This window comes from Microbacterium sp. NPDC088619 (assembly GCF_044752825.1).
GTDB lineage: Bacteria > Actinomycetota > Actinomycetes > Actinomycetales > Microbacteriaceae > Microbacterium.
In genome coordinates this window covers 496,860-511,779 of sequence record NZ_JBIVLZ010000002.1, presented here as the reverse complement: position 1 = coordinate 511,779, position 14,920 = coordinate 496,860, and the positions used below count along the sequence as shown (strand labels likewise).

The following is a 14,920-nucleotide window of genomic DNA, read 5'->3' as shown; positions in this document are numbered from 1 at the left end:
GGGATCAGGTGGCGGTCAGCGCGCTGCCGCCGCGGCGCGATACACGGCGCGATACTGCGCGCTGATCAGGTTGGGTGCCCGCGATTCGAGGTTGGGTCGGCCGGTGGGGGGATCCGCTCGGAACGAAGCGAGCGTCTTCTCGAGCTCGTCGGCCGTCAACGGGCCGCTGTGACGCCGCACCCAGGAGGGGCCGACCTCTTCGGCCAGGGACCGCGTCTGCTCGGTGTCTTCGACGAGCACCGGCCGGTCCAGGGACAGGGCGAGCATGAGGATGCTCTGGGACTCGTAGACCTCGACTGCTCCGACGATCACGATCTCGGCCTGACTCACCTCGGAGACGCAACTGGCATCGGAGAGGAGTTCGTCACAGAGTGACATCGAGTCGGGGTGGTCCGCGAGGGTTCGCATGTACGCTGCCTCGTGTTCGACTGGCACCTTGCCTGCGACGCGCAGCGTCCACGCGGGAAGGTCTGCGAGGCCGAACACCGTGAGAGCGGCTCGGCATGTCGGATGGAGCGTGGTGACCGCCGTGATCAGCACGCGCCCTGGCACGGACTCCTGCCGAGGAAAGCCGAGGAACCGGTCCCGCATGTGGCTGTGGGCGACGACCTGCGCCGATCGGCCATCCGCCGCAGTCGTGGGGTGCAGAGCGAGCACCGCGGCCGCGGCGCCGTCCACGATGACTTCTGCTCGAGAGTCTGGGCCGTTCGCCTCCTCGCCGCGGAGGGTGCGCACGAGTGCGATGCGTCGGCGCCGCAGAAGCCGGACGAAGCGCTTCGCACGCCTCGTGCGGTCGCGAGCACTGCGGTCTCCGAGGACGCTCGAGATGTCGGTGAGATGGATCACATCCGCCCCACGCGCGCGAAACGGGTCGGTGCGGAACTCCAGCACGACATCCTTCGGCGCCCGCCCCTCCGAGTCGTCGCCGATGAGCTGGTCGACGTAGTCGACCCGATATCGCGGGGGACGCGAGGTGACGAGCACCGTCGGAACGGAAGCCTCGGTCGCGCCCTGTTCAGTCGCTGCCCCGGTCCTGGGAACGGGCACGGAGAACACAGAGCCACCATATAGTGGGGTGCAGTGATTGTGAAACCGACTCAGCATGTCTTCGCCCATCTCAGCGGGCAGGACGACAACCTCGGCGACTCTGCCCTGCGGCTGGCGTATCTCGCCGCACTGCGAGGCCCGGGGCGGCATGTGCACCTGCACCTCGGGGAAGCGACGAGCGACTTCATGGCGGGGTTCGCACCTGCGCCCGATCTCACCATCTACAGCGCGAGAGCGCAGTGGTCAGCTGCCGAAGCCGCGACGGCTCGCCCGGTGCTGGCCTTCAACGCCGGTGAGATCAATCCGCGTACCGGCCACTTTCCCGTTCCGACACGTGCGGCCGAGTGTGCGCGCGCTCTCGACGCGGGCGGGACGGTGATCTTCGCCGGCCTCGGCATCAAGAACGTCGACAAACTGCAGGGTGTCGCCTTCGACCCGGTCATGCGCGAGGCCCCGGTGATGTCGTGGCGGGACCGGGGGTCTCGCGACGGCGCCGGCTTCGGTGATTTCGCGCCGGATTGGGCGTACTCGGAGGGAGCGGCTGTCGACGAGTGGGCGCCGGCTGCCGGGCGGCCGCTCATCGCGGTGACGATGCGCTTCGACCGGGCGTGGCCGGGGGAGGAGTGGCTCGCATCCGTCCGCGCGTTCGCAGCTGCGACGCAGACCCGAATCGTCACCGTGGCGCAGGTGGCGCGTGACGCGCCACGAGCCGTTCACCTCGCGCGCGCTCTCGGCGGCGAGTACGTGATGCCCTCGAGCATGCGGCACGACGTGCTCGACGAATACGTGCGCGCCGTGTACCGGCAGTCGCTCGCCGTCATCAGCGACCGGGCACACGGCCTGATCATCGGCGCGACTGAAGGCGCTCATCCGATCGGCTCGGGAAGCGACCCGAACAAGATCTCCCGCCTGCTGACGGCGGTGGGGCTCGGCGACCTCGTAGGTCGGTACGACCAGTTCGACGACTTCGCCCGTCGATTCGAGACTCAGCTTCCGACGCTCGCACCCGCGGTGGACGCCGCTCGCGTCGATATCGCGGGCCTGACCGCGCGCATCCACGCGGCGATGGATGCTGTGGCGTAACGCCGGACATCACAGGTCAGCGTGCGCCGAGCCATCTCTTCGCGCGGTGCGCGAGCGGCTGCAGGCCGGGCACCCGTCGCAGCGTCGCGCGCCCGAGCGGTGCTGCCGACTGCCAGAGGCGCGTGCCCCACGTCGATGAATCGGCGGATGCGACGGTGCGGCCCTCGGCGCGCTGGGCGAAGAACACCAGCAGACCGAGCAGTTGCCTGGCATCGTCGAGCGTCGGCTGCGGTGAGAACCTCGGCGGGAGCGCACCGGTGACCACCTCGCGGTAGAGCCGTGCGAAGTCGTGCTCACGCGACCGTGACGCAGCATCCGACGAGGCGAGCGACAGCTGCACATAGCGCTCCGGATCCTCGAACGTCTCTGCGAGCCGGGAGGCGAGCCCGCGCCTGTCGCCCTGCGGCACGGCGACGACGCCCCGGTTCTCCTGCACGAGCGTGAGCCAGGGCAGCTCGTACATGAACACCGGCAGGCCTCGAGCCTGTGCCTCGGCGATCGTGAGCTGGTACCCCTCGATGATGCTCGTCGAGATGAAGGCATCCGCCGAGTCGATCGCGGCGACCAGGGCAGCCCCTCGCAGCGGCCCGACGGCCGCGACCGCGTCGCCGACTCCTCGCCGCCGTGCGAGCGCGTTGAGCTTCTTCGCGGTGACGTCGTCCCAGTCGGGGCCGATGATGGTGAGCTCGAACGGCACCCCCAGAGCACGCAGCTGGACGCCCACCTCGACGAGTTCGCGCACCTGCTTGGTCCGCTGCTCGAGCCGCCCCCACCACACCAGTCTCAGCCGGTCGGACGGAGCGGGCTTCGCGCTCCTGCGGTCTGCCGACTCGAGCATCAGCGGCGACGGCGGATTGGGCAGGTAGGCCACGTGCTCGATGCCGCGCAGCCGGAAGTAGGCGACGTCGAGCGGCGACAGCGTCACGAGCTGGGCGAGCGTCGGGCTGCACCGCTCGATGAGTGTCAGCCGGTCGTTCCCGTCGTACACCGGCCGTGCGACGAAGTTGTGCAGCCAGCCGATGGTCGCAGCACCTTCGGCGCGGGCGACGAGCGCGAACTCCGGCCACGTGTCCATGTAGAGCACCTGGTGGTCGATGATGACGTCGACCTCGTGCGCTCGGCAGATCTCGGCCCACTGCGCGAGCTGGGCCGGCAGCGTGCGGGAGGCCAGCTCGATGAACGGGATGCCGGTGGGCAGCGCGCTCGCGTCGCTCCCGCCGTTGCGCGCCACGACGGTCACGCGGTATCCCGCTTCGTGCAGGTAGCGCGCCTGCGAGGTGAGCACCGCCGAGACGCCGCCGGTGCGTATGGTCGACGTGACGAGCAGGATGCTGCGTGCGGGCCGCTCTGGCAGACCCTGCCACGTGGTGTGGAACTTCAGCGCCGTGAGCGTGCCGGGGTAGAACCGCGCGGCCGCATGCACGATGTCCTGACCGTCGGCGACGGTGTGCAGGTGCGCGAGGGCGCTGTCGAGTACCGCATCGTCGCTGTGCTCGACGAGCTGGAAGCACACGTATCCGATGATCGACAGCCGCACCGACTCGTAGGTGTCGCGGACGAGGCCAGGGTCGGCATGAGACGCGGAGAGGGTCTCGACGGCCGGTCCGATCGCATCGACCGAGTCGATCGCCCCGGTGTAGAACCGCGCCCTTTCGACGGAGTCGACGCGGTGCCCGCTGCCGCCGCGTCCGAAGTGATAGCGGTAGAGCTTGTCGGGAACAGCGGTGTAGCTCGTCGCGAGCGCCGCCGCGAGGAAGAGCAGCGGAAGATCGTTGACGCGAGCCAGCGCGAGGTCTTCCGGGACCAGGGAGTAGGCCTCGCGCAGAATGCGCGTGCGGAAGAGGAATCGCCAGAGCTGGCCCTGAGCCGGCTTGCCGACCGGGAAGAGCCCGCTCAGCACCTCGTGGCCGGTCAACGGGCGCTGCGGAGGCTGCAGCCGCACCTCGTAGGGACTGCCGGTGCGGCCGTCCCGCTCGACCACGGTGACGCCGAAACCGACGATGTCGGCATCCGTCGCCTCGGCCTGCGCGACCGCGATCGCCGCGGCATCCGGCGTCAGCTCGTCGTCGCCGTCGAGGAACAGCACACGATCGGCGCTCGCCGCGAGGACGCCGGTGCGGCGCGCCTGGAACGCCGAGAGATTGCGTTCATGGCGCACGACCCGCACGCGCGGGTCGCGTCGCCGGAATCGCTCGAGCACGGCGGCGGTGCCGTCGGTCGACGCGTCGTCGACGCAGACGATCTCGATGTCGACGAGGCTCTGCGCGAGCGCGCTCTCGAGAGCCGTCGCGACAGTCGCGTCGTCACCCGAGACCGGCATGACGATGGTGAGCTGAGGGCGCGGTGTCATCGCGCACGAGTCTATCCGTGGGCCGGGATAGCCTGAGGGCATGAAGATCGCCATCGCAGGGACCGGATATGTCGGCCTGTCCAACGCCGTCATCCTCGCCCAGCATCATGAGGTGTTCGCCGTCGACATCGACCCCGCGAAGGTCGAGATGCTCAGCCGCAGAGTCTCGCCCATCGCCGATGTCGAGCTCGAGGACTACCTCGCCACGCACGAGCTCGACCTCACGGCGACGGTCGATGCCGACTCGGCCTACCGGGATGCCGACTTCGTCGTCGTCGCGACGCCGACGAACTACGACGAGGTCACCAACTACTTCGACACCACGTCGGTCGAGAACGTCATCGACACCGTGCTCGCGGTGAACCCCGACGCCGCGATCGTGATCAAGTCGACCGTGCCGGTCGGGTTCACCGCGCGTATGAAGGCGGAGCATCCGCAGTCGAAGATCGTGTTCTCGCCGGAGTTCCTGCGAGAGGGGCGCGCGCTGCACGACAACCTCTATCCCTCGCGCATCGTCGTCGGCGACCGAGGCCCCGTGGGGGAGCGCTTCGCCGCCCTTCTGCTCGAGGGCGCGATCGCCACCGACGTGCCGGTGCTCCTCACCGAGTCCACCGAGGCCGAGGCGATCAAGCTCTTCGCCAACACCTACCTGGCGTTGCGAGTCGCGTACTTCAACGAGCTCGACACCTACGCGGTGGTGCACGGGCTCGACACGAAGCAGATCATCGAGGGTGTCGGACTCGACCCGCGCATCGGGTCGCACTACAACAACCCCTCCTTCGGCTACGGCGGATACTGCCTGCCGAAAGACACCAAGCAGCTGCTGGCGAACTACTCCGAGGTGCCGCAGAATCTCATCGCGGCGATCGTCGACGCCAACAGCACCCGCAAGGACTTCGTCGCCACGGACATCCTCGCGCGAGAGCCGCGGACCGTCGGTGTCTACCGCCTCGTCATGAAGTCGGGGTCCGACAACTTCCGCGCGTCGTCGATCCAGGGCATCATGAAGCGCATCAAGGCCAAGGGCGTCGAAGTGGTCGTGTACGAGCCGTCGCTCGACGAAGACGAGTTCTTCCACTCGGAGGTCGTGCGCGACCTCGACGAGTTCAAGTCCAGGGCCGATGTCATCATCGCCAATCGCTCGACCGATGCGCTCGACGACGTCGCCCATAAGATCTACACGCGCGACATCTACGGCCGCGACTGAACCGGCGCTCAGACGACGGATAGTCGCTGGGGTAGCATGTTCCGATATGCCGCCCTGGCTCTTGGACGTCTCGCGTCAGGGTAGAGAGAGGTAGAGGAATCCGAATGGGAGCGATCGCTGCGCCCGCGGTTGCCGGTCTGACCGAGGTGGGAACCCGCCCTCGGCTCGGCGGCTATCTGGCAGAGTCATGGCGACTTCGCGCGTTCGCAGTGCGGCTGGCAGGCAGCCGCCTGATCTCGGGTCTGTTGCCGAATCGCCTCGGTGTGCTCTGGATCGTCCTCAAACCGCTCTCGCTCGCGATCACGTACGGCGTGATCTTCCACTTCATCCTCTCGGGCGCCGCCCGGCCCGAGAACTTCGTGCAGTTCCTCATCGTCGGCGTCTTCGTCTTCGAGTTCTTCACAGGCTGCTTCGGCAACGGCTCGAAGGCGATCACCAGCAACAGCAAGCTCGTGCAGAGCTTCGGCTTCCCGCGCGTCCTGCTCCCGCTCTCGGTGATCGTCGAGCAGGCGATGCGGATGATTCCCGTCGTTCTGCTCCTCGGCATCCTTCTGCTCATCCTGGGCGAGCCGATCTCCTGGTCGTGGTTGCTCATCGTCCCGGTCCTCGCGGTCATGGGCGTGTTCAACTTCGGGGTGGCTCTCATCGTCGCTCGGATCTCTGTGCGCACGAGAGATGTGCAGCAGCTGATCCCGATCGTGACCCGTGTGCTGTTCTACGCCAGCGGCATCTTCTTCGACGTCGACGGAGCGCTCGCCGACTATCCGACGCTGCTGACCATCGTGCACCTCAACCCCATCTACGAGTTCATCGCCATCGCACGTGACGTGCTGCTCGATGGGTACACGGCTCCGTTGCTCGTATGGGTCGCTGCTCCGATCTGGGCACTGGTGGTGCTCGTCGGCGGCATCATCTACTTCTGGCAAGCCGAACCGAAGTATGGCCTCAGTGACTGATCTTCTTCTCCCCGGCCAGAAGCCGGCCATCGACGATCACGCGCCCCGAGCGATGATCGTGGCCGACGATGTGCACATCAACTATCGCGTCTACGCATCGGGCAAGCGGATGACCACCCGCGAATCGATGTTCAGCCTGCGCTCGCTCAGAGGGGGACGAGACCTTCAGACCGTCCCCGCGCTGCGAGGAGTGAGCTTCACGGCCTCTGAGGGCGAGTCGATCGGCGTCGTCGGACACAACGGCTCTGGCAAGTCGACGCTCTTCCGGGCGATGACCGGGCTGATTCCGCCTTCGGACGGGCGCATCTTCGCCCGAGAGCGTCCTGTGCTCCTCGGTGTGAACGCGGCTCTCGTACCCGAGCTCTCGGGTGAGAACAACATCCGCCTCGGGCTGTTGGCGATGGGCTTCACACCTGAGGAAGCTGCCGAGCACGTCGACGAGATCGCCGACTTCGCCGAGCTCAACGACTTCATCTACCACCCCATGCGCACGTACTCCTCCGGCATGGCGGCACGGTTGCGATTCGCGATCGCATCGGCGAAAGCGCACTCGATCCTCCTCATCGACGAGGCCCTCGCGGTGGGAGACCGGCGATTCCGGACCAAGAGCGAGAAGCGCATCAACGAGCTGCGTGCCAGCGCCGGTCTCGTGATGATCGTCAGCCACTCCACGAGCTCGCTGAAGGAGACCTGCGAGCGGGTGCTGTGGGTGCATAAGGGCGAGCTCATCGCCGACGGCCCCACCGACGACGTCATCGCCGAATACATCGACTGGACGAAGAACCCGGGGTCCAGCGCCGTGGGTGCGGCCTCCGCGCCCAGGCCCTCGACGAAGAACGCCCCCGTGGCCGTCGGTTTCGATGCCAGTGACGTTGATGACCCGCAGGGTGCTCGGTCGACGAGCGGCGCGCCCGTGGCGGCCGCGATCTCGTCCGATGCCGGAGAGCCGCGCGCTCTCGCCCGGCGCGACAGGCACCGTCGGGCCGAAAGGCGCACGAGGAAGCGCAGCGCACTGCTGATGGTGCTCTCCGGCGTCGCCGTGCTGCTGGCGGTCGCCGCCGGCGCGATCATCGGCACGCTCAGCAGCGTCGCGGCACCGGCCGGAGCCGAACCGTCCACGCGACCGACGCCTCAGCAGTCCACTCCTGCGGCGGACCCCGTGATCAAGAGCTTCACCGCGAATACGGCAACCGTCGAATGTGCCTCCGAGGAGGCCGAAGACGCACAGGTGCTGCTGAGCTGGCAGATCGATGACGCGAAGAGTGTCGCGATCGCAGCGGCCGAGACGCAGGTCGATGCGCTCGAGCTCCCACTCGCTGCAGCCTTGCCGGCGAATCTCACCGACCGAGCCGTTCCCTTCTCCTGCGCGACCGAGGCCGTCGTCTACACGGTGACCGCCGAGAACGAGGATGGCGTGAGAGTAAGCGCCCCCGTAACGGTCACGCGCGTGCTCCCGGTCGAGACCGAAGAACCCGACTACGAGGAGCCCCGGCCCAACCCGCGGCCCTCGCAGCCGAGCGAACCCGAGCCGGTCGCCCCGCCCGCCCCTGAGGTGCCTGTCGAGCCTGAGCCGACCACGCCGCCCACGGAGCCGACGCCCGAGCCCACGACGCCGCCGATCACCGAGCCTCCCGTCTTCGACCCGGGAACCGGCACTACCATCCCGTGAGCGTGCGGGGCGGCCGCACCGCATCCGAGAACAGCTCCCCTCGGGGAAGCGAGGAGATGTACCTCATGCGCCGCCGGGATTCACGATCGTCCAAGGCGTACCGAGCGACCCGAACCTTCGTGTCGCTGACGGGCCCCGCCGGCAACATCGGTGACGCGCTGATCCGCCGCGAGACCCTCGAGTGGTCGATGGGCACGAGCGACGAGCTGGTCGCATACATGGGGGATGCGCCCGATGTGTGGCTGAGGCAACTGGGCCTGCCTGCTGAGGCCATCGTGCTTCGGAACAAGAAATCCGTGCCGCGCTGGCTCCGGCTGCTGCTTCTCGCCCCTCGTCGCCCCGTGCTGGTGTTCGAAGCCGGTGAGATCCCGCTCGACCGAGGCAACGGTCTGCGAGAGCTGGTCTTCCTCGTCGAGACTCTCGTCGTCCGTCTCAAGGGAGGGATCGTCGTCCGTCCGCCGCGCGGTATCCGAGCGCCGTCGCAGCCCGCTCTCGCCATTCATCGCCTGGCAGCTCGTCTCTCGCAGGTGACACTGTGGCGCGACGAGGCGACGCTGAGGACCGCGCGATGCGGTCGGCTCGCTCCGGACATCGGATTCTCCGCCGGCTCGCGCCTCGGACTCCCGTGGGGCGAGCGCCCCGAGCTTCTGGTGAGTCTGCGCGGCGCGCGTCCTCTGCCGGATGCAGACTGGCTCGCTACGGTGCGTGAGGCCGCTGAGCGCGCCGGCCTCTCCATCCGTACCGTCGTCCAGGTGCGGGAGGACGAGAGCCGAGCGCGAGAGCTCGCACAGCTGCTCGGTGGTGAGTTCGAGGCCTGGGGCGACACAGATCCGCTGGCTCAGGAGGAGCGCCTCCGGCAACGCTACGACGCGGCGCAGGTCGTCATCAGCGACCGCATGCATGTGCTCGTGCTCGCCGCTCTGAGCGGGGCGGTTCCGCTCGAACTGGTCCCCGGCCCCACGATGAAGATCACGGAAGCCTTCGCCGCCATCGGACTGCACGGCGTCTCCGTCGACTCGTCTGCGAGCGATCCGACTCGTATGCTCGCTGCGCTTCTGCCGACGCCGGAGCGCGCATCGGAGGTCTCCGAACGCGTGCGTCACGCGGCGGCGACTCTCGAGGGCATCCAGCACGAGATCCGTGACGCCGTGCGCAGGGCGCGAGCATGACCGATGCCACGGGGCGAGCCGGCGCCTCGCCCGCGCGCATCCTGTTCCTCTCGCACAGCCATCCGTTCGGCGCCTTCCGGGTCGGCAGTCACCACTACGCCCGTGTGCTCTCCCAGCGTGGAGCGGACGTCGTGCATCTGAGCTCTCCGATCTCCCTCGTGCATCGGCTGACCGGACGAGTGGACAGACAGCAGCTGGCACGCGTGCCGCGTCGCGCTCGGCGAGACGACGACGGGGTCCTCCAGGTCGTCCCGCGCACGATCCTGCCGGCGCCGGTCGGAGCCCCCAGTGTGGCTCGGATGCTGCAGCGTGAGGGCATCTCCGCAGGATTCGACGCCGTGCTCATCGATCAGCCACTGCTCTGGGACCGCTCCGTGCGATCGCTCTCGGAACGCGTGATCTATCGACCCACCGATCTGTACCCCGGTGGGCTGAAGAACGCGCTGCAGCGGCGCATACTCGCCGAGGTCGACGGTGTCGTCGCCACCTCCGACGAGGTCCTGCGAGGGCTCGGAGCGCTGCACGTCCCCTCGCTCGTGCTGGGCAACGGGGCTGAGGTCGCGCGCTTCGCACAGCCAACTGCCGAGGCTCGTCCCCGTCCGGCGCGGTGCGTCTACGTCGGGGCGCTCGACGATCGCTTCGATTGGGAGCGCGTCGAGGCCTGGGCCCGAGCGCTGCCAGAGGTCGAGTTCGTCGTCGCCGGCCCCGACGGCCGACCGCCGCGGCCCGTGCCGTCGAACGTCGACGTCGTCGGCCCCGTCCCCTACGCCGACGTTCCGGCGTTGCTGCACACGGCGCGCGTCGGCCTCCTGCCGTTGTCCGACAGTCCCCTCAACGCCGGTCGAAGCCCGATGAAGCTCTACGAGTATCTCGCGGCAGGTCTCGCCGTCGTGGCGCGTGAGACGCCCGGCATCCGCGCCTCACCCGATCTCGGCATCGAGGTGTACACCGACGTCAGCGACGCGGATGCCGCGCTGGAGCGCGCCCTGGGGCACCCGTCACCGAATCGTGCCGGTGGACAGGCCGCGTCCTCCGCCTCGTGGGAGCACAAGACCGATTCGCTGGAGGAGTTTCTCCGGTCGGTCCGGCGACGCAGAGCGTAGTCAGTCGAGCAGTCTGGTGATCGTGTCCGAGATGATCGCCGCGGTGCGGTTCCAGTCATAGCCGTCGGGCGGAACGACCCGTCGCTCGGTGGCCACCGCCTCGGTCAGCGCGCTCGCCCACTCCTGCGCATCGTCAGGGGAGGTCACCGCGTGACCGCGATCTTCGACGATCTCCGCGACCGATTCGCACCCGGCCCAGTACACGACGGGCGTTCCGCAGCGAATCGACTCCAATGCGGGAAGACCGAACCCTTCCAGGGTCGAGGGCATCACCGTCGCTGCGGCGCCCCGGTAGAGGTCCGCCAGCTTCTCGTCGTCGACGCCACTCACCCAGCGCACTCTCGTGTCGACGCGCCGGTGCGCCGCCCTGGCGTCGAGGTCGGCGATCTCGCGCTCGGGCACGACGGCGACCAGGCGAACGTCGCGCGCCGAGGCCAGGGCGTCGAGCACGACGTCGAGGTTCTTGTGGGCACGGCCGTTGCCGACGAACAGGACGTAGGGGTCGGACCGCTCCGACGTGCCTGCGCGCGGGTGGAACGCATCCGAGCATCCGTTGCCCGCGTTCACGATCTCGACGTCGTCGTCGTCCACCCATGAACGGAGCGCTCGAGCCGATGTCTCGGAGACCGTCAGCACGACGCCGGCTCTACGGACGACGTTCCTGACCGGGCCGGAGTAGTAGGCGGCGAACTTCCACCGCCCGAGCCCCGGACTGCTCAATTGGATGAGATCGTGCAGGGTGAGCAGCTGCTTTCGAGCGCGCAGGAGCGCGCCATAGCCGGGCGAGTAGACGAGGGCGTCGGGAGCGGTGGCGGCACCCACCGAGCGGAACGCATCGACCGCGGAGAACGGGGTGCCAGCGAGGTGCAGGGGCTTCCAGGGCAGGCTCAGCCGGGGGAGGACCTCTGCGGCATAGCGGCCGATGCCGTGTGCGCCGCGGTATCGGTCATCCACGAGAACGGTCATGCGGTCCTCGCTTCCGACGGGCGTGCGTCGTCGACCGACTCCGCCACCCACTCCCTGATGCGATCCGCGAACACCGCTTCGGAGAACTTCATCGCCTGCGCGCGGCACGCGTCGGGTGAGACACCGGCGGCCACCTCGACGGCTCGGCGCAGCTCGTCGCGCGTCCAGCTCTCGACGAAGGCGCCGGTGGTGCCTTCGACGATGGTCTCGGTCGTGCCGCCCACGGGTGCGGCGATCACCGGTCGACCTGCAGCCATGGCCTCGACCGGGACGATGCCGAAATCCTCGACCGCAGGGAAGACGAGCGCGATGCAGCGCTGCAGCAGCGCGCGGTAGAGCTCCGCTCCCGGCGACCTCACGAAGAAGACCCGACCCGGCGCGCGCTCCTCGGCGAACGAGCGCAGACGATCCTCATCCGGTCCCGCACCCGCGAGCACGACCGGCATGTCGGCGGCGATGCCGGCCTCGATCACGAGATCCAGTCGCTTGTATGGGATGAACCGCGAGAAGCCGAGGAGGAAGGTCTCGGGCAACTGCGCGAGCGCGTCCTGATCCCGTTCGTCCGGTTGCGGTGCGCGGAGGAAGCCGGTCACATCGACGGGAGGGTGGATCACCGTGCTCTCGCGATGCCATGCCTCGGCGATGCGCTTCTGCACGAACACGCTGTTCGCGGCGATCGCGACGGGCTCCTGGGCCCTCCGGCGATCCAGCCCCTTCAGCAGCGTCGCAGCGGCCCTCGCGGCGAACGTGTTGCCGCGCACATCGAGCTCGGGGTTCCAGATGTAGCGTGCCGGGGTGTGTGCGTATACGAGCTTCGGAGCGCTGCGCCCGGCACCCGCGAATCTCGCGTGGTGCGCGAAGAGGTGCGAGCTCGTGAGGATCCACTCCGCATCGACGCGGGGGAGAGTCCGCCAGGCGAGCGGCATCAGCCCGACCGCCGCGGCCTTGCGTCCGCGCAGCGGTGTGCGAGCCAGCCAGGTCTCGCCGTCGACGACGAAGCGGCCCTCGCTGTCGTTCCACAGGCAATAGCGCGCGGCGTCGGGGAACACCTCGCTCAGAGCCTCGAAGACGTTCTCGGAGCCGCCTCTCGGAGCGAGCCATTCGTGCACCAGCACACCGCTCACAGCGTCGACCTCGCACCAGAGGGCACGCGGGCGCGCCATGTCGGTGGAGCCTCTGCACGCATGCGTCGAGTCTAGGGAAGTTCTCGGAGCGCGAGCCGCCGCGGGCTGTCAGCTTCGTCTCGACTTCGACCCGATATGTTGTAAACCGAACATTCGGGGGAAGGGCATGATGGCGCTGCGCGCGACGAAGAAGACGATCATCATCGCGAGCGCGGTCACCGTGCTCCTTGTCGGAGGAGGTGCCGCTGCGGCGATGGTCATCTCCGGGCAGCAGGCGCAGCCTCGCGCCGACGCCTCTCCTGAGGCTTCGCCCGAGCCGGTCGTGACCGAGTCGCCGGCCGTGGTCCCGGTGACGAATGTGGCACGCGCATCGGTCGACGGATGGACACTCGCAGACCGCCGAGTGGTCGGCACGGTTCTGCCCGAAGTCGGCGACGCCGCGCAGGGCGCTGTGTCTCTGCGGGTGGATGCCCCGGCTGATGATGCGGACATCGTCGCCGCGACCGCTCCCGTCGCACTCGCGCCGGACACGGAATACACGCTCACCGCCTCGGTGCGGGTGCTCGCCGAGGAGAAGACCGAGACCGGTGTTCGCCTGACCGCGGGAGGCCAGACCTTCACGCTTCCCGAGCTGGATGCGGAATGGGAGACGATCGAGTTCCCGTTCACCTCGACGGCCGATCAGCCCGCCGCATCGACGTTGGATGTCGTGCTCTCCGGTGCCGTGCGCGGGTTCGGGATCGACGACGTGTCGATCACCGCGGCCGGCACCGACAACCTCGTGCCCAACGGCTCCTTCGAAGCCGTGCAGACTCCGGCGGGCATCGTCAACGACTCACTCGTCATGACGGATGAATCCGCGGTGCTCGCCGTCTCCCTCGCTGAGGGGCCCGTGCAGTGGAGCGCCACATCGACGGCCGGCGGTGAGCCGATCACCGGCGAGTTCGGATCCGCAGGCCCTCTCTCGGCCCTGCCGTTGACCGGCGTGACTCAGGGGCACTACACCGTCGCCGTCAACGACTCCTCCGGGCGGCAGATCCAGACGGACGTCGCAGTGATCGACACCGACGGCTTCTCCGTGAGCCAGGACGGGCGCTTCGGCGTGGGAGCGCACGTCGAGAAGGAGGCCTTCATCGGCACCGGATCTCTGGCGGCCGCGATCGGCTTCGCCGAGGTGCGCAACGACATCTCGTGGGAGCGGAACGAGAAGGTCGCCGGCCAGTACGTGTGGGACGAGAACTATGTGCGCGAGTTCGAGCGCATGCACGCGAACGACGTGAAGCTGCTGGGCCTCGTCGTGTACGGCAACAGGCTCTACGGTGCCAGGAAGGCGCCGGGCAACGAGGCGGCGATCCAGGCATACGGCGCCTATGCGAAGGCCGTCGCCGACCGGTTCGATCTCGTCGGTCTCGAAGTCCTGAACGAGTTCAACCATCGCGAGAACGACACGGCCTGCGGGCCGGCGCCCGCCTGCTACGTGCCGATCGCGCAGGCCGTCCGCGACCACGTCAGCACGGCGTATCCGGACCTCCCCATAGTCACGGGCTCCACCGCCCTCTACGACAGCGAGTGGTTCACCGGGTTCTGGCAGGCCGGCGGCATGGCCGTGACCGACGCGGCGAGCTACCACCCCTACGAGTCGTGGATCAATCGCGACGCCGATCTGATCGCCGGCACGGTGCAGCAGTCCTACGCCGACATGCAGGAGTTCGCGGGGGAGACTCGGCCTGTGTGGGTCACCGAGATGGGATTCCCCACGCATTACGACGGGGTCTCCGTGCTCGAGCAGGGCCAGATGATGGTGCGCAACCAGGCCCTTGCCTTTGCAAACGGCGTGGAGAAGTACTTCTGGTACGACCTCGTCAACGACGCTGCCGACCCCGCCGCGGGGGAGTCGAACTTCGGACTCTACGAGAACTCGCCGCGAGCGGACGTCGTCGCTCTGGCTCCGAAGCCCGGGGCCTTCGCTCAGGCGCTGATGATCACACAGCTGCGCGACAAGGCCTTCGCCTCGGACGAATCCGACGACACGACCACGGTGGAGGTGTTCGGGTCGGAAGGCGACGAGACGCGCATCGCGTGGGCGAAGCAGGGCGAGGTGCAGCGCACCTTCGCCTCCGATGTCCCGCTGACGGTCACCGACATGTCCGGGCAGACGCAGTCGATCGTCCCCGAGGGCGGCGAGGTCACTCTGACCCTCGGCGCGTCTCCGATCTTCATCTCATCGGTAGCGGAGTGAGCGCGGC

At 68.3% G+C, this 14,920-nt stretch carries 11 protein-coding genes; 7 read left to right on the top strand and 4 right to left on the bottom strand.

Features of this window, described 5'->3' with window-relative positions; all coding sequences use genetic code 11:
- Positions 1 to 15: 15 nt before the first annotated feature.
- A complete protein-coding gene (locus ACIP5T_RS17065; protein WP_400866072.1) occupies positions 16 to 1,056 on the bottom strand; it encodes a hypothetical protein in 1,041 nt (346 codons plus the stop codon).
- A gap of 24 nt (positions 1,057 to 1,080) precedes the next feature.
- Between ACIP5T_RS17065 and ACIP5T_RS17060 the strand changes: the two genes are divergently transcribed.
- Positions 1,081 to 2,130: a hypothetical protein gene (locus ACIP5T_RS17060; protein WP_400866070.1), complete on the top strand. Its 1,050-nt coding sequence runs from the start codon at positions 1,081 to 1,083 to the stop codon at positions 2,128 to 2,130.
- 16 nt (positions 2,131 to 2,146) lie between these two features.
- On the opposite strand, the gene ACIP5T_RS17055 is transcribed toward ACIP5T_RS17060, so the two are convergent.
- Positions 2,147 to 4,480, bottom strand: coding sequence for a glycosyltransferase (locus ACIP5T_RS17055; protein WP_400866067.1), 2,334 nt, complete (start codon positions 4,478 to 4,480; stop codon positions 2,147 to 2,149).
- 40 nt (positions 4,481 to 4,520) lie between these two features.
- Here ACIP5T_RS17055 and ACIP5T_RS17050 point away from each other — a divergent pair, with 40 nt between their 5' ends.
- The 5 genes from ACIP5T_RS17050 to ACIP5T_RS17030 all read left to right on the top strand — a co-directional run bounded on the left by ACIP5T_RS17050 (position 4,521) and on the right by ACIP5T_RS17030 (position 10,584).
- Positions 4,521 to 5,687 carry a nucleotide sugar dehydrogenase gene (locus ACIP5T_RS17050; RefSeq protein WP_400866064.1) on the top strand — a complete coding sequence of 389 codons (1,167 nt, stop codon included), beginning with the start codon at positions 4,521 to 4,523 and terminating at the stop codon, positions 5,685 to 5,687.
- Between the two features lie 104 nt (positions 5,688 to 5,791).
- Entirely contained in the window at positions 5,792 to 6,643 is an 852-nt protein-coding gene (locus ACIP5T_RS17045) for an ABC transporter permease (RefSeq protein ID WP_053097495.1), read from the top strand.
- Complete coding sequence (locus ACIP5T_RS17040; RefSeq protein WP_400866061.1) at positions 6,636 to 8,312, top strand: ABC transporter ATP-binding protein; 1,677 nt, start codon at positions 6,636 to 6,638, stop codon at positions 8,310 to 8,312. The genes ACIP5T_RS17045 and ACIP5T_RS17040 overlap by 8 nt, the downstream gene beginning before the upstream one ends.
- Entirely contained in the window at positions 8,309 to 9,481 is a 1,173-nt protein-coding gene (locus tag ACIP5T_RS17035) for a hypothetical protein (protein WP_400866058.1), read from the top strand. The genes ACIP5T_RS17040 and ACIP5T_RS17035 overlap by 4 nt, the downstream gene beginning before the upstream one ends.
- On the top strand, positions 9,478 to 10,584 hold the full coding sequence (locus ACIP5T_RS17030) for a glycosyltransferase (protein ID WP_400866055.1): 1,107 nt from the start codon (positions 9,478 to 9,480) through the stop codon (positions 10,582 to 10,584). Before ACIP5T_RS17035 ends, ACIP5T_RS17030 begins: the two co-directional genes overlap by 4 nt.
- Here ACIP5T_RS17030 and ACIP5T_RS17025 read toward each other — a convergent pair whose 3' ends face one another.
- Together ACIP5T_RS17025 and ACIP5T_RS17020 are read right to left on the bottom strand one after the other, a co-directional pair.
- Positions 10,585 to 11,550 carry a glycosyltransferase family 4 protein gene (locus ACIP5T_RS17025; RefSeq protein ID WP_400866052.1) on the bottom strand — a complete coding sequence of 322 codons (966 nt, stop codon included), beginning with the start codon at positions 11,548 to 11,550 and terminating at the stop codon, positions 10,585 to 10,587.
- On the bottom strand, positions 11,547 to 12,713 hold the full coding sequence (locus tag ACIP5T_RS17020; protein WP_400866049.1) for a glycosyltransferase: 1,167 nt from the start codon (positions 12,711 to 12,713) through the stop codon (positions 11,547 to 11,549). Before ACIP5T_RS17020 ends, ACIP5T_RS17025 begins: the two co-directional genes overlap by 4 nt.
- Before the next feature lie 127 nt (positions 12,714 to 12,840).
- Here ACIP5T_RS17020 and ACIP5T_RS17015 point away from each other — a divergent pair, with 127 nt between their 5' ends.
- Positions 12,841 to 14,913: a hypothetical protein gene (locus ACIP5T_RS17015; protein WP_400866046.1), complete on the top strand. Its 2,073-nt coding sequence runs from the start codon at positions 12,841 to 12,843 to the stop codon at positions 14,911 to 14,913.
- The last annotated feature ends 7 nt before the right edge of the window (positions 14,914 to 14,920 follow it).